General features: G+C 67.7%; 22 protein-coding genes and 2 tRNA genes. 19 read left to right on the forward strand and 5 right to left on the reverse strand.

Annotation, left to right across the window (positions count from 1 at the left end):
- The first annotated feature begins 26 nt into the window (after positions 1 to 26).
- Positions 27 to 836, forward strand: a complete 810-nt coding sequence (hutG, locus tag AC3IRM_RS04910) for an N-formylglutamate deformylase (protein ID WP_489205125.1) — start codon at positions 27 to 29, stop codon at positions 834 to 836.
- Positions 833 to 2,260 carry a multidrug transporter subunit MdtD gene (mdtD, locus tag AC3IRM_RS04915; RefSeq protein ID WP_489205126.1) on the forward strand — a complete coding sequence of 476 codons (1,428 nt, stop codon included), beginning with the start codon at positions 833 to 835 and terminating at the stop codon, positions 2,258 to 2,260. Before hutG ends, mdtD begins: the two co-directional genes overlap by 4 nt.
- Here mdtD and AC3IRM_RS04920 read toward each other — a convergent pair.
- The 3 genes from AC3IRM_RS04920 to parE all read right to left on the reverse strand — a co-directional run bounded on the left by AC3IRM_RS04920 (position 2,251) and on the right by parE (position 5,247).
- Complete coding sequence (locus AC3IRM_RS04920) at positions 2,251 to 2,898, reverse strand: methyltransferase domain-containing protein (protein ID WP_489205127.1); 648 nt, start codon at positions 2,896 to 2,898, stop codon at positions 2,251 to 2,253. The genes mdtD and AC3IRM_RS04920 overlap by 10 nt on opposite strands.
- Positions 2,899 to 2,925: 27 nt before the next feature.
- A complete protein-coding gene (locus AC3IRM_RS04925) occupies positions 2,926 to 3,141 on the reverse strand; it encodes a hypothetical protein (RefSeq protein WP_489205128.1) in 216 nt (71 codons plus the stop codon).
- A gap of 216 nt (positions 3,142 to 3,357) precedes the next feature.
- Positions 3,358 to 5,247, reverse strand: coding sequence for a DNA topoisomerase IV subunit B (gene parE, locus AC3IRM_RS04930; RefSeq protein ID WP_489205129.1), 1,890 nt, complete (start codon positions 5,245 to 5,247; stop codon positions 3,358 to 3,360).
- A 301-nt stretch (positions 5,248 to 5,548) separates the two neighbouring features.
- On the opposite strand from parE, the gene AC3IRM_RS04935 reads away from it, so the two are divergent.
- The 9 genes from AC3IRM_RS04935 (at position 5,549) to AC3IRM_RS04975 (ending at position 13,213) form a co-directional block, all read left to right on the forward strand.
- Positions 5,549 to 5,848: a hypothetical protein gene (locus AC3IRM_RS04935; protein ID WP_489205130.1), complete on the forward strand. Its 300-nt coding sequence runs from the start codon at positions 5,549 to 5,551 to the stop codon at positions 5,846 to 5,848.
- A gap of 171 nt (positions 5,849 to 6,019) precedes the next feature.
- Positions 6,020 to 7,684 carry a CTP synthase gene (gene pyrG / locus AC3IRM_RS04940; protein WP_489205842.1) on the forward strand — a complete coding sequence of 555 codons (1,665 nt, stop codon included), beginning with the start codon at positions 6,020 to 6,022 and terminating at the stop codon, positions 7,682 to 7,684.
- A complete protein-coding gene (gene kdsA, locus AC3IRM_RS04945; RefSeq protein WP_489205131.1) occupies positions 7,681 to 8,514 on the forward strand; it encodes a 3-deoxy-8-phosphooctulonate synthase in 834 nt (277 codons plus the stop codon). Before pyrG ends, kdsA begins: the two co-directional genes overlap by 4 nt.
- An 82-nt stretch (positions 8,515 to 8,596) precedes the next feature.
- Positions 8,597 to 9,883, forward strand: coding sequence for a phosphopyruvate hydratase (gene eno / locus AC3IRM_RS04950; RefSeq protein WP_489205132.1), 1,287 nt, complete (start codon positions 8,597 to 8,599; stop codon positions 9,881 to 9,883).
- 19 nt (positions 9,884 to 9,902) lie between these two features.
- A complete protein-coding gene (ftsB, locus tag AC3IRM_RS04955) occupies positions 9,903 to 10,259 on the forward strand; it encodes a cell division protein FtsB (RefSeq protein ID WP_489205133.1) in 357 nt (118 codons plus the stop codon).
- Positions 10,256 to 10,945, forward strand: coding sequence for a 2-C-methyl-D-erythritol 4-phosphate cytidylyltransferase (gene ispD / locus AC3IRM_RS04960; protein WP_489205134.1), 690 nt, complete (start codon positions 10,256 to 10,258; stop codon positions 10,943 to 10,945). Before ftsB ends, ispD begins: the two co-directional genes overlap by 4 nt.
- 342 nt (positions 10,946 to 11,287) lie before the next feature.
- Positions 11,288 to 11,785: a 2-C-methyl-D-erythritol 2,4-cyclodiphosphate synthase gene (gene ispF, locus AC3IRM_RS04965; protein WP_489205135.1), complete on the forward strand. Its 498-nt coding sequence runs from the start codon at positions 11,288 to 11,290 to the stop codon at positions 11,783 to 11,785.
- Positions 11,775 to 12,893 (forward strand): tRNA pseudouridine(13) synthase TruD, encoded by a 1,119-nt coding sequence (truD, locus tag AC3IRM_RS04970; protein ID WP_489205136.1) that lies wholly within the window; start codon positions 11,775 to 11,777, stop codon positions 12,891 to 12,893. The genes ispF and truD overlap by 11 nt, the downstream gene beginning before the upstream one ends.
- 89 nt (positions 12,894 to 12,982) lie before the next feature.
- Entirely contained in the window at positions 12,983 to 13,213 is a 231-nt protein-coding gene (locus AC3IRM_RS04975) for a hypothetical protein (protein WP_489205137.1), read from the forward strand.
- 6 nt (positions 13,214 to 13,219) lie between these two features.
- Here AC3IRM_RS04975 and AC3IRM_RS04980 read toward each other — a convergent pair whose 3' ends face one another.
- The gene (locus AC3IRM_RS04980) at positions 13,220 to 13,885 is read right to left on the reverse strand and encodes a response regulator transcription factor (protein WP_489205138.1); all 666 of its coding nucleotides are present in this window, start codon (positions 13,883 to 13,885) and stop codon (positions 13,220 to 13,222) included.
- Between the two features lie 171 nt (positions 13,886 to 14,056).
- Between AC3IRM_RS04980 and AC3IRM_RS04985 the strand changes: the two genes are divergently transcribed.
- The 8 genes from AC3IRM_RS04985 to AC3IRM_RS05020 all read left to right on the forward strand — a co-directional run bounded on the left by AC3IRM_RS04985 (position 14,057) and on the right by AC3IRM_RS05020 (position 21,969).
- Positions 14,057 to 15,901, forward strand: a complete 1,845-nt coding sequence (locus AC3IRM_RS04985; RefSeq protein ID WP_489205139.1) for a 3-hydroxybutyrate oligomer hydrolase family protein — start codon at positions 14,057 to 14,059, stop codon at positions 15,899 to 15,901.
- Positions 15,902 to 15,973: 72 nt separating this feature from the next.
- Entirely contained in the window at positions 15,974 to 16,615 is a 642-nt protein-coding gene (gene lexA / locus AC3IRM_RS04990) for a transcriptional repressor LexA (protein WP_489205140.1), read from the forward strand.
- Positions 16,616 to 16,801: 186 nt separating this feature from the next.
- Complete coding sequence (recA, locus tag AC3IRM_RS04995) at positions 16,802 to 17,845, forward strand: recombinase RecA (RefSeq protein ID WP_232137357.1); 1,044 nt, start codon at positions 16,802 to 16,804, stop codon at positions 17,843 to 17,845.
- Complete coding sequence (locus tag AC3IRM_RS05000; RefSeq protein ID WP_489205141.1) at positions 17,823 to 18,461, forward strand: regulatory protein RecX; 639 nt, start codon at positions 17,823 to 17,825, stop codon at positions 18,459 to 18,461. Before recA ends, AC3IRM_RS05000 begins: the two co-directional genes overlap by 23 nt.
- A gap of 176 nt (positions 18,462 to 18,637) precedes the next feature.
- Positions 18,638 to 21,283 carry an alanine--tRNA ligase gene (alaS, locus tag AC3IRM_RS05005; RefSeq protein WP_489205142.1) on the forward strand — a complete coding sequence of 882 codons (2,646 nt, stop codon included), beginning with the start codon at positions 18,638 to 18,640 and terminating at the stop codon, positions 21,281 to 21,283.
- A gap of 157 nt (positions 21,284 to 21,440) precedes the next feature.
- Entirely contained in the window at positions 21,441 to 21,647 is a 207-nt protein-coding gene (gene csrA, locus AC3IRM_RS05010) for a carbon storage regulator CsrA (RefSeq protein WP_489205143.1), read from the forward strand.
- A 50-nt stretch (positions 21,648 to 21,697) separates the two neighbouring features.
- Positions 21,698 to 21,790, forward strand: a tRNA-Ser gene (locus tag AC3IRM_RS05015).
- A 102-nt stretch (positions 21,791 to 21,892) separates the two neighbouring features.
- Positions 21,893 to 21,969, forward strand: a tRNA-Arg gene (locus AC3IRM_RS05020).
- Positions 21,970 to 22,449: 480 nt separating this feature from the next.
- On the opposite strand, the gene AC3IRM_RS05025 is transcribed toward AC3IRM_RS05020, so the two are convergent.
- On the reverse strand, positions 22,450 to 23,739 hold the full coding sequence (locus tag AC3IRM_RS05025) for a nucleotide sugar dehydrogenase (RefSeq protein WP_489205144.1): 1,290 nt from the start codon (positions 23,737 to 23,739) through the stop codon (positions 22,450 to 22,452).
- Between the last annotated feature and the right edge of the window lie 51 nt (positions 23,740 to 23,790).

A 23,790-nucleotide genomic window follows, 5' to 3' on the forward strand; every position in this document is an offset into this window, starting at 1 on the left:
GACCGGGCCGCGCCTACAATGCGCCCATGCGCACCGACCTCTTCGAGCTCCATCGCGGCGACGCGCCGCTGCTGATCAGCGTGCCGCACAACGGCACGCACGTCCCCGAAGCGATCGCCTCGCGACTGACGGACGAAGCGCGCCGCGTGCCCGACACCGACTGGCACGTCGCCGATCTCTATGCATTCGCGCGCGAGCTCGGCGCCTCGATGCTGGTCCCGACGCATTCGCGCTATGTCGTCGACCTCAACCGGTCCGACGACGACGTGTCGCTCTATCCGGGCCAGAACACGACCGGACTGTGCCCGGTGAAGCGCTTCGACGGCGGGCCTGTCTATGCGCCGGGCGCCGAGCCGACGCCCGAAGAGATCACCGCGCGCGTCGACACCTACTGGCGCCCCTACCACGCCGCGCTCGGTGAGGAGATCGCGCGCCTGCATGCCGCGCATGGCCGGGTGGTGCTGTGGGAAGCGCATTCGATCCGCGGCACGTTGCCGTTCCTGTTCGAAGGCCCGCTGCCCGATCTCAATCTCGGCACCGCCAGCGGGGCGAGCTGCAGCGCCAAACTGGAAGCGCGGATGACCGCGCAGCTCCAGGCGCAGTCGACATTCGGCTTCGTCGCCAATGGTCGTTTCAGGGGTGGCCACATCACCCGACACTACGGGCGGCCGGAGACCGGCGTCGAGGCCGTGCAGCTGGAAATCAGCCAGCGCTGCTACATGGACGAAGACACGTTCGCCTGGGATGCGGCACGCGCCGGCCGGCTGCAACCGCTGTTGCGCACGCTGATCGAAGACGCGATCGGGCATGCCATCGGAGACGTCCGCCGCGCATGAGCGACGCGCGCGCCCGCGATGCCGAACTGCTGCGGCCGTTCAAGCCGATGCTGTGGCTGGTGGCCGCGGCGGTGTTCATGCAGATGCTCGACACCACGATCGTCAACACCGCGCTGCCGTCGATGGCGGTCGATCTGGGCCAGTCGCCGCTGCGCATGCAGTCGGTCGTCGTGGCCTACGCGCTGACGGTGGCGATGCTGATTCCCGCGTCGGGCTGGCTTGCCGACCGCTTCGGCACCCGGCGTCTGTTCGTCGCGGCAATCGTGCTGTTCTCCGCCGGGTCGCTGGCCTGCGCGCTGTCGCAGAATCTCGATGCGCTGGTCGCTTCTCGCGTGCTGCAGGGCATTGGCGGCGCGATGATGCTGCCGGTCGGGCGACTGGCGGTGCTGCGCGCGGTGCCGCGCACGGCGTTCCTGGCGGCGATGAGTTTCGTCACCGTGCCCGGCCTGATCGGTCCGCTGATCGGGCCGGCGCTCGGCGGCTGGCTGACGGAGGTCGCGTCCTGGCACTGGATCTTCCTGATCAACCTGCCGCTGGGTGTGCTCGGTGCGATTGCGGCTTTGAAGTGGATGCCCGATCTGCGCGCGCCGGTGTCGCGCTTCGACCTGCCGGGCTACGCGATGCTCGCGTTCGGCATGATCGCGATCTCGCTGTCGGTCGAGGCGTTGTCGGGCAACGCGGCGCGGCACGCGGCGCTGGTCGTGCTGCTGGTCATCGGCCTCGCCGCGCTGGTCGCGTACTGGCTGCACGCCGCGCGGGCGGTCGCGCCGTTGTTTCCGCTGACGCTGTTCCGCACGCGCACTTTCAGCGTCGGTCTGCTGGGCAACCTGTTCGCGCGCCTCGGCAGCAGCGGCATGCCCTACATGATTCCGCTGCTGCTGCAGGTCGCGCTGGGCTATCCACCGACCCGCGCCGGGCTGATGATGATTCCCGTCGCGCTGGCCGGCATGTTCTCCAAGCGCATCGTCGTGCCGCTGGTGCAGCGCTTCGGCTACCGCAACGTGCTGGTGGTCAACACCGTGCTGACCGGTCTGACGATGGCGAGCTTCGCGCTGGTCGACATGGGCCAGCCGACCTGGCTGCACATCGTGCAGTTCGCGATCTTCGGCGCGGTCAACTCGCTCCAGTTCACTGCGATGAACACCCTGGCGCTGCGTGACCTGTCAGGCCCCGAAGCGAGCGCCGGCAACAGTCTGCTGTCGATGGTCATGATGCTGGCGATGAGCCTGGGCGTCGCCACCGCCGGCGGGCTGCTCGGCGCCTTCAGCGGCGAGCCGGCTGGCGATGCGCCGGTGCTCGCGGCCTTCCGCTGGACCTTCGTCTGCATCGGCGCGCTGACGTTGGCGTCAGCGGCGATCTTCGCCCAGCTCGGCCGCACCCATCGCATTCCGGGGCGCGTCGTCGACACCAGCGATCAGGCCTGACGCGGTGCCTGTTTGACCGCGCGCAGTTCCCACAGCAGGTACGGCGCGCGCGGCGTGTGCGCGCGACCGCGCATCCAGCGAAGCCAGCGCCGCAATGCGCGCGCGGCGCGCTTGCGCGGGCGGTGATTCTGGGGCGAGCCGGGCAGGGCGCTGTAGGCCGCGCCACGTTCGGTGCGGATCACCCGCACGATCTCGAAATGCCCGTGGAAGCCGTACATGCGCCCGTCGGGCGCGGGCCCGCAGAAATACGTGTGGCTGTCGTCGGTGATGATGTTGACGTGCGTCGGATCCACGAAGGCATCGGTATGCGGGAACGCCGGCGTCAGCGCGTACAGACGGCCATCGTGCGCGAGCACGCGCCAGATCTCGTTCATCAGTTCGATAAACGGAAAGCGCGTGCCGCCGTCGTCCCCCGGAAAGATCCGTGGTACGTGCTCGATGAAGTCGTAGGCCGACACCGAGCCGAAGCTGCCGTCGGGGTAGGGGATCGGCGCAACCACCAGGTTCGCAGTGCGATGCTCGTGTGCGACCTCGCGCTCGGGCGCGCGGATGTCGATGCCGCACAGCTGCGCGCGACCATAGGGGTTTCGCGGTGCATCACCGCAGCCGAGATCGAGATGGCGGTCGGGAAGTGGCATTCCCCGATTGTGTCCCGGAATGCGTGTTCAGGCGTTAGGGTGTCGTGAGTGGGACGCCGCACCCATCGTGTCGCAGGTGTAAATCGGCTCGCGCGACAGAACGACGACGCCGATCGCCAGGGCAATGAGCAAAGGCAGCAGGTTCAAGCCGAACATGCTCAGTGCGAACCGGCGGGGTTCGCCGTGTTCGAGCGCGGCGCCTGCGCACAGCGCGCCGGCAACCCAGCCCAGCAGGCTCGCCATCAGGATGCGGGCGGCGCAGTCGAGTCCGGCAAAGCCGCACTGCCTCGGGTCGACCAGCCGGCCAGCAGACCGAGCGCGAACAGGCTCGCGACAGCGCGTGGTCGGCGCACAGCGAGGTCGGCGTCTAGTGGATGACGGTCACGGCGCCGTGGGCGTCGACGGGCGCCGACTCAGTCGGGTCGTCGTGCTCGCGGACGGACGCGGCGTCCGTCACGCTCAGACCTCAAGTGTCGCCAGATCGCCCTTGGTCTCCAGCCACGCCTTGCGATCACCGGCACGCTTCTTCGCCAGCAGCATGTCCACCAGCGAGCGCGTCTGCAGATCGTCGTCGATGGTCAGCTGCACCAGGCGGCGCGTATCGGGATGGATCGCCGATTCGCGCAGCTGCGAGGGATTCATTTCGCCCAGGCCCTTGAACCGGGTCACGTTGACCTGGCCCTTGAGCTTCTCGCGCGCGATCTTCTCCAGCAGCAGGCGCTTCTCTTCTTCATCCAGCGCGTAGAACACCTGCTTGCCCACGTCGACGCGGAACAGCGGCGGCATCGCGACGAAGATGTTGCCGGCCGCGACCAGCGCCGGAAAATGCTGCAGGAACAGCGCGCACAGCAGCGTCGCGATGTGCAGACCATCGGAGTCGGCGTCGGCCAGGATCACCACCTTGCCGTAGCGCAGGCCTGAGATGTCCTCCTTGCCCGGGTCGCAGCCGATCGCGATCGCCAGGTTGTGCACTTCCTCCGATGCCAGCACCGAGGTGCTGGCGACTTCCCAGGTGTTGAGGATCTTGCCGCGCAGCGGGAGGATCGCCTGGAAGTCCTTGTCGCGCGCCTGCTTGGCGCTGCCGCCGGCCGAGTCGCCCTCGACCAGGAACAGTTCGGTGCGCGAGAGATCTTGGCTGATGCAGTCGGCCAGCTTGCCCGGCAGCGCCGGACCCTGCGTGACCTTCTTGCGGACGATCTGCTTTTCGGTCTTGAGCCGCGCGCTGGCGCGGTCGATCGCCAGCTGGGCGATCTTCTCGCCGAGGTCCGTGTGCTGGTTGAGCCACAGGCTGAAAGCATCGTGCGCGGCGCCTTCGACGAAGCCCGCGGCCTGGCGCGACGACAGCCGCTCCTTGGTCTGGCCGGAGAACTGCGGGTCGGTCATCTTCATCGACAGCACGAAGGCGACCCGATCCCAGACGTCTTCCGGCGCCAGCTTGACGCCGCGCGGCAGCAGATTGCGGAAGTCACAGAACTCGCGCAGCGCATCGGTGAAGCCGGTGCGCAGGCCGTTGACGTGGGTGCCGTGCTGCGCGGTCGGGATCAGATTGACGTAGCTCTCCTGCACCAGCTCGCCGTCGATCACCCATGCGACCGCCCAGTCGACGGTCTCGGTGTCCTTCTTGAGTGCGCCGACGAACAGCTCCGGCGGCAGGAGCTCGCGCTCGGCCAGTTCGCCCCTGAGGTAATCGCGCAGGCCGTCCTCGAACAGCCACTGGTCGCGTTCGCCGGTCGCTTCGTCCAGCAGCGTCACGGTCAGACCCGGGCACAGCACGGCCTTGGCTCGCAGCAAGTGGCGCAATGCGCGCACGCTGAATTTGGGGCTGTCGAAATACTTCGGGTCGGCCCAGAAGCGCACCCGGGTGCCGGTGTTCTTCTTGCCGACCGTGCCGACCACTTCCAGCGGCGACGCGCGGTCGCCGTCGCGGAAGGTGATGCGGTGTTCGCTGCCGTCGCGCTTGATGTGCACTTCCACCAGCGTCGACAGCGCATTGACCACGCTGACGCCGACGCCGTGCAGGCCGCCGCTGAAGGTGTAGTTCTTGTTGTTGAACTTTCCGCCCGCGTGCAGCCGGGTGAGGATCAGCTCCACACCGGGAATCTTCTCTTCCGGATGGATGTCGACCGGCATGCCGCGGCCGTCGTCGGACACCTCGCAGCTGCCGTCCTTGAACAGCGTGACGGCGATCTCGCGGGCGTGTCCGGCGAGCGCTTCGTCGACGGCGTTGTCGATGACTTCCTGCGCCAGGTGGTTCGGGCGCGTGGTGTCGGTGTACATGCCGGGGCGGCGCTTGACCGGATCCAGGCCGGAGAGGACTTCGATGTCGGCGGCGTTGTAGCGGGTGTTCATTCGATGCTGCGCGGCGGGAATCGGCGCATGTTAAAGGAATTGCCGCGTCGCCGATTTGCGGGCACGTTGCAGCGCGATCTCGCGCGATCCGCGCCACTGCTGGATGTAAGCGGTTGCAACGAAGTTAGGGTCGTGTGCACCGCCCGTAAGCAGGCCGTTGTTCAGTTGCGGGCCGGGAACGGATGGCTAGGTTCGAAACGTCGAGCAGTCCAGCCGACACCTTTCATCCGCCGCTCCGCCGCGGATGGTTTGCAAGACGATTTGCTGCTCCATCTTTCGAACTCAAATCCGGAGAGTCCTCATGAAGACCCGCAACGTGCTGTTCGCCGCCATTGTCGCCACCGCCTTCGCCGCCCCCGCGTTCGCCCAGGATGCCTCGGTCGAGCAGCAGGCCCGCGACGCCCAGATCGCCGCGCAGCAGGCCGAGCAGGCTGCCCAGACCGCCGAGGCATCAGCGCAGGCAGCCGAGACCGCTGCCGCGGAAGCGGACTACGCCACCGATGCGGTGAACGAGGCCTACGACGCGCAGGCCGAGGCCGCCGCACAGGCCGCTGAAGAGCCGGTGCCGCAGGTCGAGGAAGAAGAGGAAGATCCGGCCTGATCCAGGCGCCAGGCTTCAAACCAGAACGCCCCGGCCATCCGGGGCGTTCTGCCGTTCGGAACGGCATCGAAGTATCGATCCGGTCCGCCGGGCCGGGCGCCGTCGCGCCACAGCCTGTAGAATGGGGCTTTCCAGCGACCCGCTGTCCCCATGACGCCTCCTTCCAGTTCCATCACTCCGCTCGTGTTCGTGACCGGCGGCGTGGTCTCTTCCCTCGGGAAGGGCATCGCGGCCGCCTCGCTGGCGGCCATTCTCGAAGCCCGCGGTCTGCGGGTGACGATGATGAAGCTCGATCCGTATATCAACGTCGATCCCGGCACGATGAGCCCGTTCCAGCACGGCGAGGTCTACGTGACCGACGACGGCGCGGAAACCGACCTCGATCTCGGCCACTACGAGCGCTTCATCAACGTGCGCCTGTCGGGCAAGAATTCGATCACGACCGGCAAGATCTACGAGAGCGTGATCCGCAAGGAACGCCGTGGCGATTACCTCGGTGCGACCGTGCAGGTCATCCCGCACATCACCGATGCGATCAAGCGCGCGATCGACGAGGCCACGCAGGGCTTCGATGTGGCGCTGGTCGAGATCGGCGGCACGGTGGGCGACATCGAGTCGCTGCCGTTCCTCGAGGCCATCCGCCAGATCCGCACCGACCGCGGCAGCGACAAGGCCGTCTTCATGCATCTGACCCTGGTGCCCTACATCGCGGCGGCCGGTGAGCTGAAGACCAAGCCCACGCAGCATTCGGTCAAGGAGCTGCGCTCGATCGGCATCCAGCCCGACATCCTGCTGTGCCGCAGCGAGCAGCCGCTGCCCGACAGCGAGCGCCGCAAGATCGCGTCCTTCACCAACGTGTCGGAGAAGGCGGTGATCTCCGCCGTCGATCTCGACAACATCCACAAGATTCCGATGTGGCTGCATGCGCAGGGCCTGGACGAGATCATCGTCGAGCGGCTGCGGCTGGGCGACAAGGCGGCGCCGCACGCGGACCTGTCGGAATGGATCGACGTGGTCGAAGCGGTCGAGCATCCGATCGACGAGGTGACCATCGGCGTGGTCGGCAAGTACGTCGATCACAAGGACGCCTACAAGTCGGTCGGCGAAGCGCTCAAGCACGGCGGCATCCGCCAGCGCACGCGCGTGAGCCTGAAGTGGATCGAGTCCCAGGACATCGAGCGCGATGGCGCGAGCGCGTGGCTCGGCGATGTCGACGGCGTGCTGGTGCCCGGCGGCTTCGGTGACCGCGGCTTCGAAGGCAAGGTGCTGGCCTCGCAGTACGCACGCGAGACCGGTCTGCCGTATTTCGGCATCTGCTACGGCATGCAGGCGGCGGTCGTCGATGTGGCGCGCAACGTCGCCGGTCTGGCAGGCGCCAACAGCACCGAGAATGACAAGCAGTCGCCGCACCCGGTGATCGGCCTGATCACCGAATGGCGCACGCAGACCGGTGAGGTGGAGCGGCGCGACGAGAAGAGCGATCTCGGCGGCACGATGCGCCTGGGACTGCAGGAGCAGCGGCTCAAGCCCGGCACGAAGTCGCGTGAGGTCTACGGCCAGGACGTCGTCGGCGAACGCCACCGCCACCGTTACGAGTTCAACAACCGCTACCGCACCCAGCTCGAGGACGCCGGCCTGGTGATCGCCGCCAAGTCGATGGACGACCTGCTGGTGGAAATGGTCGAACTGCCGCAGCACCCGTGGTTCATTGCTTGCCAGGCACACCCCGAATTCCTGTCCACGCCGCGCGGCGGCCATCCGTTGTTTGTCGGCTTCGTCCGCGCATCGCGCGAGCGCAAAGCCGGCGGCGCGCTGCTCAAGGAGGCACACGCATGAAACTCTGTGGATTCGAGGTCGGTCTCGACCAGCCCTTCTTCCTGATCGCCGGTCCCTGCGTCATCGAGTCCGAACAACTGCAGCTCGACGTCGCAGGCCAGTTGAAGGAAATCACGTCCGATCTCGGCATCAATTTCATCTTCAAGTCGAGCTTCGACAAGGCCAATCGCACGTCCGGCACCAGCTTTCGCGGCCCGGGCATGGAAGAAGGCCTGCGCGTGCTGAGTGAAGTGAAGCGCCAGCTCGGCGTGCCGGTGCTCACCGACGTGCACGAATACACGCCGATGGACGAGGTCGCCTCGGTCGTCGACGTGCTGCAGACGCCGGCCTTCCTCGTGCGGCAGACCGACTTCATCAAGAAAGTCTGCGCGGCCGGCAAGCCGGTCAACATCAAGAAGGGCCAATTCCTGTCGCCTTGGGACATGAAGCCGGTCGTCGAGAAGGCCAGGTCCACCGGCAACGACCAGATCATGATCTGCGAGCGCGGCGCGAGCTTCGGCTACAACAACCTCGTCAGTGACATGCGCTCGCTGGCGGTGATGCGCGAAACCAATTGCCCGGTCGTGTTCGATGCCACCCACTCGGTGCAGCTGCCGGGCGGGCAGGGAAATTCCAGCGGCGGTCAGCGCGAGTTCGTACCGGTGCTGGCGCGCGCCGCGGTCGCGGTCGGCGTGGCAGGCGTCTTCATGGAGACGCACCCCAAGCCGGAAGAAGCACTCAGTGATGGCCCGAACGCGTGGCCGCTGGGCCGCATGCGCGCGCTGCTGGAAACCATGCTCGAACTCGACGCGGTGACCAAGCGCGCGGGTTTTGCCGAAGCCGATCTCTGACCGCAGCGTCGCCAGCATCACCTGCGGATGCGCCATCGTCCGATCTTTCCCTTTTCTGCCGAACGAGACTTCCGAACCGACCATGACGACCATCGCCAAGATCCACGCCCGCGAGATCCTCGACTCCCGCGGCAATCCGACCCTCGAAGCCGAAGTGACGCTGACAGACGGCAGCTTCGGCCGCGCGATGGTGCCGTCCGGTGCCTCGACCGGTGCCCGTGAGGCGGTGGAACTGCGCGATGGCGACAAGACGCGCTATCTCGGCAAAGGCGTGCAAAAGGCGGTCGGCAACGTCAACGGCGCGATCGCCGATGCGCTGAAGGGCTTCGACGCCGCCGACCAGGCGGGCCTCGACAAGCGCCTGATCGATCTCGACGGCACCGAGAACAAGGGCCGCCTGGGCGCGAACGCGCTGCTGGGTGTCTCGATGGCGAACGCGCATGCGCTGGCCGCGTCGAAGAAGATCCCGCTGTGGAAGCTGCTCGGCGGCGACCGCGCACCGGTGCTGCCGGTGCCGATGATGAACATCATCAACGGCGGTGCGCATGCGGACAACAACGTCGATTTCCAGGAATTCATGGTGCTGCCGGTCGGCTTCACCAGCTTTTCCGAGTCGCTGCGCGCGGGCACCGAAATCTTCCATGCACTCAAATCCGTGCTCAAGAGCCACGGCCTGAGCACGGCGGTCGGCGACGAAGGCGGCTTCGCGCCGGACTTCCGCAGCAACGTCGAAGCGCTCGACACCATCCTCGAAGCGATCGGCAAGGCCGGTTACGCCGCAGGCGACGATGTGCTGCTGGGTCTGGACGTCGCATCGAGCGAGTTCCACGACAACGGCAAGTACCACCTGGTCGGCGAGAACAAGCGCCTGACCGGCGAGCAGTTCGTCGACTTCGTCGCCGACTGGGCCGCGCAGTACCCGATCGTCACGATCGAGGACGGCATGGCCGAGGACGACTGGACCGGCTGGAAGCAGCTGACCGACCGCATCGGCGATCGTGTCCAGCTGGTCGGCGACGATCTGTTCGTCACCAATCCGAAGATCTTCAAGGAAGGCATTGATTCGAAGACCGCGAACGCGATCCTGATCAAGGTCAACCAGATCGGCACGCTGACCGAGACGCTCGAAGCCATCGCGATGGCGGATGCGGCCGGCTATGCCGCGGTCGTCTCGCATCGTTCGGGCGAGACCGAGGACACGACGATCGCCGACATCGCGGTCGCCACCACGGCCACGCAGATCAAGACCGGTTCGCTGTGCCGCAGCGACCGCGTGGCCAAGTACAACCAGCTGCTGCGCATCGAAGAGGCCCTGGGCAGCGCTGCCCGGTACGCCGGACGCGATGCATTCGTGTCGCTGAAGCGCTGATTCCACAGGACACAGGTCAATGCGCGCGTTGCTCGTCGTGCTGCTGGTGCTCGCCACGCTGCTGGCCTGGTTGCAGTACCGGCTGTGGTTCGGCGTCGGCGGGACCGAGCAGGTCGAGGAACTGCGCGGTCGCGTCGAGGCGCAGGCGCGGCAGAATGAAGGCCTGGTCCAGCGCAATGCCGCGCTCGCGGCGGAAGTCGCCGACCTTAAATCCGGTGAGGCGGCGATCGAGGAACGCGCGCGCGGCGAGCTCGGCATGATCAAGCCGGGCGAGACCTTCTACCGCGTCGTCGACGACACGCGCATCGCGCCGCTGCCGGCCGAGCACGCGCTCGATCCCGACGCCCAGCGTCGCGCGCAGGACCAGGCGCCTTGAGCAGCTGGGTGATCGTGCCGGCCGCCGGTCGCGGCAGCCGCTTCGGTGGCGAGGTGCCGAAACAATTCCTCGACGTCGGTGGGCGCAGCCTGCTGGCGCACACGCTTGACGCGCTCGCGTCTCATCCCGGCATCGGTGGCGTTGTGCTGGTGCTTGGTGCGGAAGACGTGCCTGTCGTGCCCGAGGCCGTGCTGCATGGCAAGCCGTGGTTTCGCGCTGCGGGCGGTGACACGCGTGCGGCCTCGGTACTCGCGGGTCTTCGCGCATTGCCCGAATCGGTCCGTCCGGACGACTTCGTGCTGGTGCACGATGCCGCTCGCCCGAACCTGCATGCCGACGATCTCGATGCGCTGCTCGAACGCGGCCGCATGGACCCGGTCGGCGCGATCCTCGCCGCGCCCGTGCGCGACACGCTCAAGCGTGCGGGCGACGACGGCGGCATCGACGGAACGGAACCGCGCGAACGCCTCTGGCGCGCGCTGACCCCGCAGCTGTTCCGCCGCCTGCAACTGGGCCGCGCCCTGGAAGCGGCCGATGCCGACGGCATTGCCGTGACCGACGAAGCGATGGCCATGGAGCGCCAGGGCGCCCGCCCGCTGCTGGTCGAAGGCCGCGAGGACAACTTCAAGATCACCACGCCGGCCGATTTCGCGCGCTTCGAGTTCGAGTTGTCGCGGCGGTTGTGACGCTTGCGCAATTGACACTTCTCCCTCCGGCAGAGAGCCTGCCCCGGACATGATCCGGGGTCGACGCGCAGAGCGCGTCGGGTGAGGGAAGGGCGCTGCCGAGAGCATCTCCGAGCGCACTGAAGCGGTTCGCAAGATGCATGGAGCACTGCAGGAAGGCATCGCCCGCACGCCCGCAAGCGCGCCGCCCGATCCAATGGTGGGGTTCGCTGACGCTCCACCCAGCCGACCGAAAGACATCCAGGCGATGGTTCCGGCACCTTTGTCTTGGCGCACCTCCGACTTGCCCGCGCCCCGATCCATGGCAAGCTGCCGTCCCGTTTTTCCTGCAGGGTCCGCCCCATGACCGCGACGCCTGATTTCCGCATCGGCCAAGGCTTCGATGTCCACGCCTTCGGCGACGGCGACCACGTGATGGTCGGCGGCGTCCGCATCCCGTTCGAGCGCGGCGTGCTCGCGCACAGCGATGGTGATGTCGCACTGCATGCGCTGTGCGATGCGATGCTCGGTGCGCTCGCGCTTGGCGATATCGGCGTGCATTTCCCGCCAACCGACGCGCGCTGGAAGGATGCCGACAGCCGTGCGCTGCTGCGACATTGCAATAGCTTGCTGGCCGAGCGCGGCTGGCGCGTGGGCAATGCCGACGTCACCGTGATCTGCGAGCGGCCGAAGATCGGTCCGCATGCGGCGGCGATGCGCGCGGCGATTGCCGACGACCTCGGCATTTCACTCGACTCCATCTCGGTCAAGGCGACGACCAGCGAGCAGCTCGGCTTCACCGGCCGCGGCGAAGGTATCGCCGCGCAGGCGGTGTGCCTGCTGGTGCGCGATGGCAGCTGAGGCGGACGACAGCGCCGACATCGCGACCGGTACGCCGACCGCGCATGGTGCGCCGGTACTGTCGGCGACGATCCGCCAGCATCCCTCCGACTTCCGTGTCGACGAGATCGACGGCTTCGAGGCCAGTGGCGCGGGCGAACACCTGCTGCTGACGATCGAGAAGACCGGCATGAACACCGCGTTCGTCGCGCGTCTGCTCGCGCAGTGGGCGGACGTCGATGGGCGCGCGGTCGGATACGCCGGCCTGAAGGATCGCCACGCTTTGACGACGCAACGCTTCACCGTGCAGTTGCCGGGCCGCGACGCGCCCGACATCGCCGCGCTCGAAGCCCTGGCCACGGGCCACGGACAGTCGCTGCGCGTACTGGCGCAGGCGCGGCATTCGAGGAAACTGCCGCGTGGGGCGCTGGCGGGCAACCGCTTCGTACTGACCTTGCGCGACGTTGTCGGCGACGTTGCCGCGATCAACGCGCGCCTCGGAACGATCGCCGCATGCGGTGTGCCCAATTACTTCGGCGAGCAACGCTTCGGCCACGACGGCGGCAACGTCGACAAGGCGCTGCGTATGTTCGCCGCGCCGCGTCGGCGCATGGACCGCGACCAGCGCGCGATGCTGCTCTCGGCGGCGCGCTCGGCGCTGTTCAACCGAGTGCTTGCTGCGCGTGTCGAGGGCGGCGACTGGGACACCGGTCTCGATGGCGAGGTCTGGATGCTCGACGGCAGTCGCAGCGTGTTCGGTCCAGAACCGGCGAGCGCCGAACTCGACGCGCGCGTCGCCGCGCACGATATCCATCCCACCGCACCGCTGTGGGGCCGCGGCCCGCTGCGGAGCACGGGCGCAGCGCTCGCACGCGAAACCGCGACGCTCGAAGATGCGCAGGCGCTCGCGCTGCGTGATGGCCTCGAGATCGCCGGCCTGTCGCAGGAACGTCGCGCGACCCGACTGCGGCCGGGCGAGCTGCAGTGGATCTGGCTGTCGCAGGACAGCCTGCAGTTGGCGTTCGTGTTGCCGGCCGGCTGTTATGCGACCGCGGTGCTGGCCGAACTCGGCACCATCGGCAATGCCGCCGCCCGTCGGCTTGCACCGGACGCGCCGACCGGCGGTTGATCGGTATGCGCGACGCGGGTGTATAGCGGTGGGGCAGGTGCCGTAACGGCGGCGCGCCTGCGCCTAGCCAGTCGCCGCGGAGTTCGACCATGCCGTCTTTCCTCCGAACCACCGTCGTCCTCTCCGCCTGTGCGCTGGCGGCCTGCACCAGCACGTCGCCACGACTGGCGGATGCACCGCCAGCGGGTGTCCGCACCCCGTCAGCGGATCCGCTGCGGATCGCGACCGACAGCGACTACGTCGCTCGGGTCAACCGCGAGGCGCAGCGCCGCGGTCTGCAGGTGCAGTGGATCAATCCGCCGGTGCGGCGGAACGACTGATCGTGTTCAACCGGCGACGCGCAACGCGGGATCACTGATTTCCAGCCCACGCAGGATCACCCCCGCGTGGGTGCGGTTGCGCGCGCCGAGCTTCTCGAAGATGGCCGACATGTGCGCCTTGATCGTCCGCTCCTGGACGTCGAGGCGATCGGCGATCTGCTTGTTGAGCAGGCCTTCGGCAACGAGGCGCAACACCCGGAACTGCTGTGGCGTCAGGCTGGCCAGCCGCGCGGCGAGGTCCATGTCCGCAGGTGCCGACTGGGCACGGGCCACCGCGCCGCGCAACGCGGGCGGCAGCCATTGCTCGCAGTCGAGCACCGCGCGGATGGCCTCGCGCAGTTCGTCCAGGCCGGCGCTCTTGGGGATGTAGCCGGCCACGCCGTGGTCCAGCGCGCGGCGCACCACCAGCGGATCCTCGTTCGCCGACACCAGCACCACCGCGACCGCCGGAAACTGCGCGCGGATCGCCGCCAGTCCGGCCAGTCCATGATTGCCCGGCATGTGCAGGTCCAGCAGCACCAGGTCGATGTCGTCCTCGTGCTCCAGCGCCTCGAGCACCCCGTCCAGCGTCTCGGCCTCGCGTGTGCTCACGTCGGGCGCCGCATCGGCTGCGGCACCGCGCAAGGCTGCGCGAAACAGCGGGTGGTCGTCGGCGATCAGCAGCTTGGGCATTCGGGGGCCGGGATTGGGGATTTCGGAATCGGGGATTCGGCTGGGTGGCAGCGAACGTTGGCGTCGAATCCCGCGTCCGGGTCCGATCGCCACACTAGCAAGCCCGGGCCGGCCGCGCGGCTGGTACCAAAGTACGATGGCCCCTGGCGAGCGCGCTGCTACGGTGCCTGCATGACCAAGACCCGCATGCTCCGGCCGCTGTGCCTCGCCACCCTCGCGCTCTCGCTCGCTGCCTGTGCCGGCAGTGCGACGCGAGGCGATCCTGCCTTGATGCGCGGAAACGACGCCACGATGTTCAGCGCCCAACGCACCAGCCTCCATCGTGGCGACGACGATCTGCTGACCGCCGGACTCGGTCTGGCCGGCCTGCAGGCGATGACGCCGCCGACGTTCGCCGATCCCGAGCGTCCGCTGGCCGCCGAGGCGCGCCGTCGCGCGCTGTGGGCGAACTGGCGCGGCATCGCCGACCTCGCAGCCGGCGGCGGCTACGGCACGCTCTACGGCAGCCTGGCTGCGGTACCGGGACGCGAATTCCATGCGCTGGCCACCGTGCCCGGCGCCTCGCAGCCGCACCGCGTGCTGGTGCAGGTCCCTGACGGCTTCGATCGCACGCGTCGCTGCATCGTGGTGACCGCATCGTCCGGCTCGCGCGGCATTTATGGCGCGATCGCCGTTGCCGGCGCCTGGGGTCTGCCGAAGGGCTGCGCCGTCGCCTACACCGACAAGGGCGCGGGCACCGATTACTTCGATGCCGATGCGGGCATCGGCATCGCGGCCGACGGCACGCCGTCCGCCGATCGCACGCAGGCCGTATTCGCGCCTGAGGGCGCGGGGCAGGGCGTCGCGTTCAAGCATGCGCATTCCGGCGACAACCCGGAAGCAGACTGGGGCCGCCACGTGCGCCAGGCCGCCGAGTTCGCGCTGCAGGCGCTGGGCGAGGCGTATCCCGACGACGCGCCGTTCGACTTCGACAGCACGCGCGTCATCGCGGTCGGCATTTCCAACGGGGGCGGCGCGGTGCTGCGCGCGGCGGAGCTCGAAGGCGACTGGCTCGACGCCGTGGTCGCCGGCGAGCCCAGCATCCACGTCGACGCGCCGGGCGCGCGTTCGCTCTACGACTACACCACCGAGGCGGCGCTGCTGATGCCATGCGCGCTGCTGGCGGTCGACAATCTGCCGCAGCCGCCGTTGACCGCGCAGGTCGCACCGCTGTGGACCGCGCGCTGCGCCTCGCTGCGCGCGGCCGGTCTGGTCGAAGGCAACGATGCCGGGGCGCAGTCGCGATCCGCATTGGACATCCTGCGCACGCACGGCTGGACCGATGGCGCGCTGCGTGCGGGTGCCCTGTCGGCCGGCTTCGACCTGTGGCGCGCGATCGCCGCGACCTACGCATCGGCCTATGGCCGTTTCGATGCCGACGCGCATCCCTGCGGGTACCGCTACGCAGCGCAGAGTCCGGACGGCAGTCCGCGTCCGTCGACCGCAATCGAACGTGCGGCGTGGTGGAGCGACGGCAGCGGCATTCCGCCGGGTGCGGGCGTCGGTCTCATCGACACCCGCATGGCGGGCGCGGACCCGCTGCTGCCCGGCCTGCAGTGCCTGCGTGCGCTCAACGATGGTGACGATGCGGCCGCGCGCCGCGTCCAGGCCGGCATCGCCCAGACGCAAGTCGGACTGCCGCGTGCAGGCCTGCCCGTCGTCGTGATCCACGGCGCCGATGACGGCCTGATCCCGATGGCCTTCACCAGTGCGCCTTATGTCGGCTGGGCGAAGGCCGCCGGACGCGACGTGCGCCTGTGGCAGGTCGCCAATGCGCAGCACTTCGACGGGTTCCTCGGCCTGCCGGACTACGCCGCGCGTTATGTGCCGTTGTTGCCGTATGTGTACGCCGCGCTCGACCGTGTCGACGCGCATCTCGACGGCAGCGGCGTGCTGCCGACGGATGCTTCCATCTCTACGACTCCGCGCGGTGCCGGCAAGGCACTCGACGCCACCCACCTCGCCATCCCGCGCTGAGTTGCTGACGCCTGGGTCCTCGCAGACACCGGCGCTTGCACCGTCCATGCGTTAGTAGTAATACTACTCACCATGGACATCACCCAGACCCAGCACGCGATTCTCGAGATGATCGGCGAGCGCATCGCGTCCGAAGGCATGCCGCCGTCGCAGACCGAGATCGCCCGTGCATTCGGCTTCAGCGGTGTGCGCGCCGCGCAGTACCACCTTGATGCACTCGAGGCTGCCGGCGCGATCGAGCGGATGCCGGGGCGGGCGCGCGGCATCCGGGTACTGGTGCCGGTGCAGCAGGCGCAACACGCGCTGACACTGGGCGCGACGCCGGACGACGCCCTGCGCCTGCCGGTGCTCGGACAGGTCGCAGCCGGCGCGCCGATCGGTGCGGACATCGGCTCCGACGACTACCTCGTGCTCGACCGCGTGCTGTTCTCGCCGTCGCCCGACTACCTGCTCAAGGTCAAAGGGGATTCGATGCGCGACGAAGGCATCTTCGAGGGCGACTTGATCGGCGTGCACCGCACCCGCGATGCGCGCTCGGGCCAGATTGTCGTGGCCCGGGTCGATGACGCGATCACGGTCAAGCTGCTGAAGATCGGCAAGGACCGCATCCGGCTGATGCCGCGCAATCCCGATTACGCGCCCATCGAGGTGCTGCCCGACCAGGACTTCGCGATCGAAGGCCTGTATTGCGGGCTGGTCAGGCCGAACCGTTGAGCGCGTTGCCGCTCCGGCGCATGGCGCGCGCGGCGTTCTCCGACGGGCATCCGCGTCGCGCGCCGCTGACCGGCGCGCATCCACCCACTTAATTTTGCCTCCTCCCTGCAGCGTCGCAGCCTGTGCGACCTGTGATTGCGAGGATGCCTCCACCAGACCGGAACACGAATGACGAGGACCACCACGATGGACGAGAACAAGAAGCGCGCGCTCTCCGCAGCCCTGAGCCAGATCGAGAAGCAGTTCGGCAAGGGCTCTGTGATCCGCATGGGTGACCGCGTGTCGGAAGTGGTCCCGGTGATCCCGACCGGTTCGCTGCAGCTCGATCTCGCACTCGGCATCGGCGGCCTGCCGCGCGGCCGCGTCATCGAGGTCTACGGTCCGGAATCCTCGGGCAAGACCACGCTGACCCTGCAGACGATCGCGCAGTGCCAGAAGCTCGGTGGCGTCGCGGCGTTCATCGATGCCGAGCATGCGCTCGATCCGACGTACGCCGCGAAGCTCGGCGTCAACGTCGAGGATCTGCTGGTCTCGCAGCCCGACACGGGTGAGCAGGCGCTCGAGATCGCCGACATGCTGGTGCGCTCGAACTCGGTCGACATGGTCGTCATCGACTCCGTCGCCGCGCTGACGCCGCGCGCCGAAATCGAAGGCGAGATGGGCGACCAGCTGCCGGGCCTGCAGGCCCGCCTGATGAGCCAGGCGCTGCGCAAGCTGACCGGCAACATCAAGCGCAGCAACTGCATGGTGTTCTTCATCAACCAGCTGCGCATGAAGATCGGCATCATGATGCCGGGCCAGAGCCCCGAGACGACGACCGGCGGCAACGCGCTGAAGTTCTACGCCTCTGTCCGCCTCGATATCCGCCGCATCGGCGCGATCAAGAAGGGCGACGAGATCATCGGCAACCAGACCCGCATCAAGGTCGTCAAGAACAAGATGGCGCCCCCGTTCAAGCAGGTCATCACCGAAATCCTCTACGGCGAAGGCATCAGCCGCGAAGGCGAGCTGATCGACATGGGTGTCGAAGCCAAGCTGATCGAAAAGGCGGGCGCGTGGTACAGCGCGGGTGACGAGCGGATCGGGCAGGGCAAGGAAAATGCCCGCCAGTACCTCAAGGACAACCCGGAAGTGGCCGCGCGCATCGAGGCGGGCATCCGCGAGAAGCTGCTGCCGGCGGCAGTGCTGGCGGCCGCAGCGGCGGGCAATGAAGAAAACGACGACGACTGAGCCGGTCGCGTCGGGCCTGCCCGGCAGCGGCGAAGCGCATGACACGGACCTGCCGGCTGGCGGGTCCGTGGAAGGCGTCGACGCAGCGGGTTCTGGATCGAGCACCGAGTGTGACGCGCCTGCCGCCGGCAGACGCAAGAAACGCCGCGAACTGACGCCCGCCCAGCGGGCGTTGTCGTTGCTGGTGCGGCGTGAGCACTCGCAGCCGGAACTGCTGCGCAAGCTCGCGGCGCGCGGCATCGAGCCCGACGCCGCCGCCGAAGCCGTCGAGCGCATGCGCGACGCCGGCTGGCAGGACGACGGCCGATTCGCCGCGAGCCTTGCGCGCGCCCGGGCAACCGGCGGGCACGGCCCGCTGCGGATCGAGGCCGAGCTGGCGACGCATCGGCTCGATCCCGGCAAGATTGCCGCCGCATTCGACTCACTGGCCGCCGACGGGGAGGCCGACTGGCCACAACGCGCGCGCGATCTGCTCGAGCGCCGTTACAACGTGGCCGCGTTCGAAGACGATCCGGCACTGCGGCGCAAGGCCGTGGATTTCTTGCTGCGCCGGGGGTTCGATGGCGAGACGGCCTATGGCGCGATGCGCGCTTTGCGGGATGGACGGAACGGCTGAGTCACTGCGAGACGCTGCGGCATCGGGTGCGGGAGCGGCGGGGCGCGTAGTCCCCGGACGGCCTGCTACCCTTTGCGGCTGTGGGCACGGCTCCGGACCTGCACCCGTCTAGATGGCGGACGCGTACGGCTGCCGGGGATGCCCATTCCCTCCAGTACGACCGTCACGCCAGGCCCATGACCACCCAGACCCCCACCAGCACCGCCCAGATCCGCAGCGACTTCCTCGAGTTCTTCAAGGGCAAGGGCCACACCATCGTGCCGTCGGCGCCGCTCGTGCCCGGCAACGATCCCACGCTGCTGTTCACCAACTCCGGCATGGTGCAGTTCAAGGATGTGTTCCTGGGCGCCGAGAAGCGCAGCTACGTGCGCGCGGCCGACGTGCAGCGCTGCCTGCGTGCGGGCGGCAAGCACAACGATCTCGACGTCGTGGGCTACACCGCGCGTCACCACACCTTCTTCGAGATGCTCGGCAACTGGTCGTTCGGCGACTACTTCAAGAAGGACGCCATCGCCTGGGCCTGGGAACTGCTGACCGAGGTCTGGAAGCTGCCGGCCGAGCGCCTGCTGGTGACGGTCTACCAGACCGACGACGAGGCTTACGCGCTGTGGCGCGACATGGTCGGTATTCCGGAAGACCGCATCGTCCGCATCGGCGACAACAAGGGCGCGCCGTTCGCCTCCGACAATTTCTGGCAGATGGCCGACACCGGACCCTGCGGTCCCTGCACCGAGATCTTCTACGACCACGGTCCGGCGCATTTCGGCGGCCCGCCGGGTTCGCCCGACGAAGACGGCGACCGTTTCATCGAGATCTGGAACCTGGTCTTCATGCAGTTCGACAAGCAGTCCGACGGCACCCTGGTGCCGTTGCCTGCGCCGTGTGTCGATACCGGCATGGGCCTCGAGCGCCTCGCCGCGATCCTGCAGGGCGTGCACAGCAACTACGAGATCGACCTGTTCCAGGCATTGATCCGCAAGGCCGGCGCACTCACCGGGACCCAGGATCTGGAGAACAAGTCGCTCCGCGTGATCGCCGACCATATCCGCGCCTGCAGCTTCCTGATCGTTGACGGCGTGCTGCCGTCCAATGAAGGCCGCGGTTACGTGCTGCGCCGGATCATCCGCCGCGCACTGCGCCATGGCTGGATGCTCGGTGTGCGTCAGCCGTTCTTCAGCGCGATGGTCGGCACGCTCGATGACGTCATGGGCGATGCGTATCCGGAACTGCGCGAGAAGCGTGAGCTGGTCGAACGCGCGCTCAAGGCCGAAGAAGAACGCTTCGCCGAGACGCTCGACGCCGGCATGCGCATCTTCGACGAGGTCGCCTCGCGCAGCAGTGGCGCGATTCCGGGCGAAGACGCGTTCCGTCTCTACGACACCTACGGCTTCCCGCTCGATCTCACCCAGGACATCGCGCGCGAGCGCGGTCTCGAGGTCGACATGCCCGGCTTCGACGCGGCCATGCAGCGCCAGCGCGAAACCGCACGTGCGGCCGGCAAGTTCACCTCCAGCGCAGGATTGTCGGCCGATCTCGTCGCCCAGCTCTCGCCGACCGTGTTCGTCGGCGACGACCAGACCGAAGCCGATGGCCTTCAGATTCTCGCGTTGCTGGTCGGCGGGCGCCCGGTCGAGTCCGCATCGGCCGGCGACGAAGTCGTCGTGATTCTGGATCGCACGCCGTTCTACGGCGAGTCTGGCGGCCAGGTCGGCGACACCGGCGTGCTCGAGGCCGACGGTCTACGTTTCGAAGTCGACGACACGCAGAAGTTCGCCGGCCAGTTCCACGGCCATGTCGGCCGTGTGGTGTCCGGCACGCTGCAGCGCGGCGGTCAGGTGCGTGGCGCGATCGACACCGCACGTCGCGGCACCATCGTGCTCAACCACAGCGCGACGCATCTGCTGCATGGCGCGCTGCGCGATCTGCTGGGCACGCACGTCGCGCAGAAGGGCTCGCTGGTGGCGCCCGAGCGCCTGCGCTTCGACTTCTCGCACTTCCAGCCGGTGACGGCAGACGAACTCGCCGAGATCGAACGCCGCGTCAACGTCGAAGTGCGGGCCAACCATCCGGTCAGCATCGAGCAGATGGACATGCAGTCCGCGCTCGACTCCGGTGCGATGGCGCTGTTCGGCGAGAAATATGGCGAGCGCGTGCGTGTGGTGACGATGGGCGAATCGGTCGAGCTGTGCGGCGGTACGCATGTCGATCGCACCGGCCGCATCGGTCTGTTCAAACTCGTGTCCGAGGGCGGTGTGTCGTCCGGCGTGCGCCGTGTCGAGGCGCTGACCGGTCAGGCCGCGCTCGATCACGTACGCAGCGACGAAGAGCGCATGCGTCAGGCGGCCGGTCTGCTCGGCGGCACAGCGGGCGAGGTCGGCGAGCGTCTGCGCGCACTGCTCGATCGCCAGAAGCAGCTCGAGCGCGAGCTCGAATCGCTGAAGGCCAAGGCCGCCAGCGGCGCGACCGCGGACCTCGGCGCTTCGGCAATCGACGTCGACGGTATCAAGGTCGTCGCCGCGCGCATCGAAGGACTCGATGCCAAGGCGCTGCGTGATGCCGTGGATCGCCTCAAGCAGCAGCTCGGCGATGTCGTCGTGTTGCTGGCCGGCACGAGCGACGGCAAGGCCGCGCTGGTGGCCGGCGTCGGCGGCGCCGCGACCGGTCGGGTCAAAGCGGGTGAGTTGCTGTCGCATGTCGCGGCGAAGACCGGCGGCAAGGGCGGCGGTCGACCCGACATGGCGCAGGGCGGCGGCGAAGATGGTCCGGCGCTGCTCGCGGCGCTCGGTGAGGTCCAGCAGTGGGTGGCGGAGCGCCTCGGCTAAGCGGGCGCTAAACGCCTGTCCCGGGTTGTTGACCGGCCGCCCGGCAGGGGACATGCTTCACGGCCTAACGAGGTCTGTAATCGGTTTCTAAGGTCGAGAACGGTCCGAATACAGTCCACGCCGGCGCGTCCAGACGTGCCGGTTCCAGGAGATTGCTATGCTGATTTTGACCCGCCGCGTCGGGGAGACGCTGATGATTGGTGACCAGGTGTCGGTCACCGTGTTGGGCGTCAAGGGCAACCAGGTGCGCATCGGCATCACCGCACCAAAGGACGTCGCTGTGCACCGCGAAGAGATCTATCAGCGCATCCATGGCGAAGGCGACACTGCCGAAGTTCAAGAAGATTTGCCGCAGACGCCCTGAGTCGTTATCCTTCGCACCGCGTTCGGTGCTTGCGTCGAACGTGTTGCTTCGGAGAGTTGCCCGAGTGGCTGAAGGGGCTCCCCTGCTAAGGGAGTATGGGGCTTAAAACTCCATCGAGGGTTCGAATCCCTCACTCTCCGCCACTGCTTGAATTCGATCTGATTTCCCCGGAAATCGAAGAGAAAAATTCCGGATAGTGGTTGACGAAGCAAACGTTTTGCTAGAAAATTCCGCTTCTGTTCAAGGCGCCCGTAGCTCAGTTGGATAGAGCACCAGGCTACGAACTTGGGGGTCGGAGGTTCGAATCCTTCCGGGCGCACCAGAACAACGAAGAGGCCAGCGAGCGATCGCTGGCTTTTTTGTTGCGCGCGCTTTTTTGCCGCGACGTGGACAACGGCGTCGATCGGTAGCGTGTGGCGATGCAGGCGCGCGAACACGTGCTGCGCTGTGCATCGCCCAGTGTGTGTCACGTCTCCGATGACATGGAGCGCGCGGGCTGAGCGACGCGTCCATCCGCGTGCATTTGCTGCAGCGAGATTTGTCCGCGCAATGCCGCGACGTGCGATCGATCCGATACAGGAGCGGGGTCTTGAGCACCTAGCGTCGACACCGGCTGACGGGAGGCGGACAGCGTGTCGACGAGGCGCGCACGGAAACCCCATCGCACACATGCTGTCATCCGGAAACGCGACGCGATTCTCCGGTTCTGCTCATGCCCGCGCAGATGGGCTTCCGGAGACGCTGCGCATACGACCAGATGCTTCGGGATGCAGCCGGCCCCGAGACGTGTGCCGCAGCGAGGCTAGAGTCGCGCGTCCACCGCATCCGCGGGCAACACGGCCTTGACGTCGAACAACACCGCACCCGGCTTGCCGAATGCGCGCAGTCCGTCGGCGCCGAGCTCGCGGAACCGGGTGTGCGCGACCGCGAGGATGATCGCGTCGTAGGCGCCGGACTCCGGCGTGCCGATCGGCGTGAGCCCGTACTCGTGCTGCGCATATGCCGCGGCGACCCAGGGATCATGCACGTCGACTTCGATGCTGTAGCTCTGCAGTTCGCGCACGACGTCGATGACGCGCGTGTTGCGCAGGTCCGGGCAGTTCTCCTTGAACGCCAGGCCCATCACCAGGACGCGCGCGCCGGCGGTCTGGATGCCGCGCTGCTGCATCAGCTTCACCACGCGCTGGGCGACGTGCAGGCCCATGCTGTCGTTGATGCGGCGACCGGCGAGGATCACTTCCGGGTGATAGCCGATCTCCTGCGCCTTGTGCGTCAGATAGTACGGATCCACGCCGATGCAATGGCCGCCGACCAGGCCCGGCCGGAACGGCAGGAAGTTCCACTTCGTGCCGGCGGCCTCCAGTACTTCGTGCGTGTCGATGCCGAGCCGATCGAAGATCAGCGCAAGCTCGTTGACCAGCGCGATGTTGACGTCGCGCTGGGTGTTCTCGATGACCTTGGCGGCTTCGGCCACGCGGATGCTCGATACACGATGTGTGCCGGCTTCGACGATGTCGCGATACAGGGCGTCGACGAATGCCGCCGCCGCGTCGCTGGAACCGGCGGTGACCTTGAGCGTGTTCTCGAGCCGGTGCAGCTTGTCGCCCGGATTGATGCGCTCAGGGCTGTAACCGACATGGAAGTCCTCGCGGTAGCGCAGGCCCGACGCGGCTTCGAGGATCGGCACGCAGATTTCCTCCGTCGCGCCGGGATACACGGTGGATTCGAAGATCACCACGCCGCCACGCTGCAGGACCACGCCGACCGCGCGACTGGATGCCTCCAGTGCCGACAGGTCGGGCCGCTTGTAGGCATCGACCGGCGTCGGCACGGTGACGATGTGCACGTTGCAGTCCGCGAGATCGGCGGCGTCGGCGCTGTAGCGCAGATGCGCAGCCGCGCGCAGTTCGTCGGGCGACAGTTCACGCGTGTGGTCGTCGCCGCGCTGCAGGCCGGCCACGCGTATCTGGTCGATGTCGAAACCCAGGGTCGCGTGGCGGCGTCCGAACGCGACCGAGAGCGGCAGGCCCACGTATCCCAGGCCGATGACGGCGATGCGGATGTCGTCGCGTGCGGGCAGCGGTGCGGTCATGCAGGGAATCGCTCGTTGGGCAATCGGCGCAGTGTAGCGGACGGCCGCAAC

This window comes from Luteimonas sp. KH_071, assembly GCF_057838005.1.

Excerpts from the sequence above, each read along its gene's own strand:
- hutG (WP_489205125.1), top strand. The coding sequence starts at position 27 with ATGCGCACCGACCTCTTCGAGCTCCATCGCGGCGACGCGCCGCTGCTG.
- mdtD (WP_489205126.1), top strand. The coding sequence starts at position 833 with ATGAGCGACGCGCGCGCCCGCGATGCCGAACTGCTGCGGCCGTTCAAG.
- AC3IRM_RS04920 (WP_489205127.1), bottom strand. The coding sequence starts at position 2,898 with ATGCCACTTCCCGACCGCCATCTCGATCTCGGCTGCGGTGATGCACCG.
- AC3IRM_RS04925 (WP_489205128.1), bottom strand. The coding sequence starts at position 3,141 with ATGGCGAGCCTGCTGGGCTGGGTTGCCGGCGCGCTGTGCGCAGGCGCC.
- parE (WP_489205129.1), bottom strand. The coding sequence starts at position 5,247 with ATGAACACCCGCTACAACGCCGCCGACATCGAAGTCCTCTCCGGCCTG.
- AC3IRM_RS04935 (WP_489205130.1), top strand. The coding sequence starts at position 5,549 with ATGAAGACCCGCAACGTGCTGTTCGCCGCCATTGTCGCCACCGCCTTC.
- kdsA (WP_489205131.1), top strand. The coding sequence starts at position 7,681 with ATGAAACTCTGTGGATTCGAGGTCGGTCTCGACCAGCCCTTCTTCCTG.
- eno (WP_489205132.1), top strand. The coding sequence starts at position 8,597 with ATGACGACCATCGCCAAGATCCACGCCCGCGAGATCCTCGACTCCCGC.
- ftsB (WP_489205133.1), top strand. The coding sequence starts at position 9,903 with ATGCGCGCGTTGCTCGTCGTGCTGCTGGTGCTCGCCACGCTGCTGGCC.
- ispF (WP_489205135.1), top strand. The coding sequence starts at position 11,288 with ATGACCGCGACGCCTGATTTCCGCATCGGCCAAGGCTTCGATGTCCAC.
- truD (WP_489205136.1), top strand. The coding sequence starts at position 11,775 with ATGGCAGCTGAGGCGGACGACAGCGCCGACATCGCGACCGGTACGCCG.
- AC3IRM_RS04975 (WP_489205137.1), top strand. The coding sequence starts at position 12,983 with ATGCCGTCTTTCCTCCGAACCACCGTCGTCCTCTCCGCCTGTGCGCTG.
- AC3IRM_RS04980 (WP_489205138.1), bottom strand. The coding sequence starts at position 13,885 with ATGCCCAAGCTGCTGATCGCCGACGACCACCCGCTGTTTCGCGCAGCC.
- AC3IRM_RS04985 (WP_489205139.1), top strand. The coding sequence starts at position 14,057 with ATGACCAAGACCCGCATGCTCCGGCCGCTGTGCCTCGCCACCCTCGCG.
- lexA (WP_489205140.1), top strand. The coding sequence starts at position 15,974 with ATGGACATCACCCAGACCCAGCACGCGATTCTCGAGATGATCGGCGAG.
- recA (WP_232137357.1), top strand. The coding sequence starts at position 16,802 with ATGGACGAGAACAAGAAGCGCGCGCTCTCCGCAGCCCTGAGCCAGATC.
- AC3IRM_RS05000 (WP_489205141.1), top strand. The coding sequence starts at position 17,823 with ATGAAGAAAACGACGACGACTGAGCCGGTCGCGTCGGGCCTGCCCGGC.
- alaS (WP_489205142.1), top strand. The coding sequence starts at position 18,638 with ATGACCACCCAGACCCCCACCAGCACCGCCCAGATCCGCAGCGACTTC.
- csrA (WP_489205143.1), top strand. The coding sequence starts at position 21,441 with ATGCTGATTTTGACCCGCCGCGTCGGGGAGACGCTGATGATTGGTGAC.
- AC3IRM_RS05025 (WP_489205144.1), bottom strand. The coding sequence starts at position 23,739 with ATGACCGCACCGCTGCCCGCACGCGACGACATCCGCATCGCCGTCATC.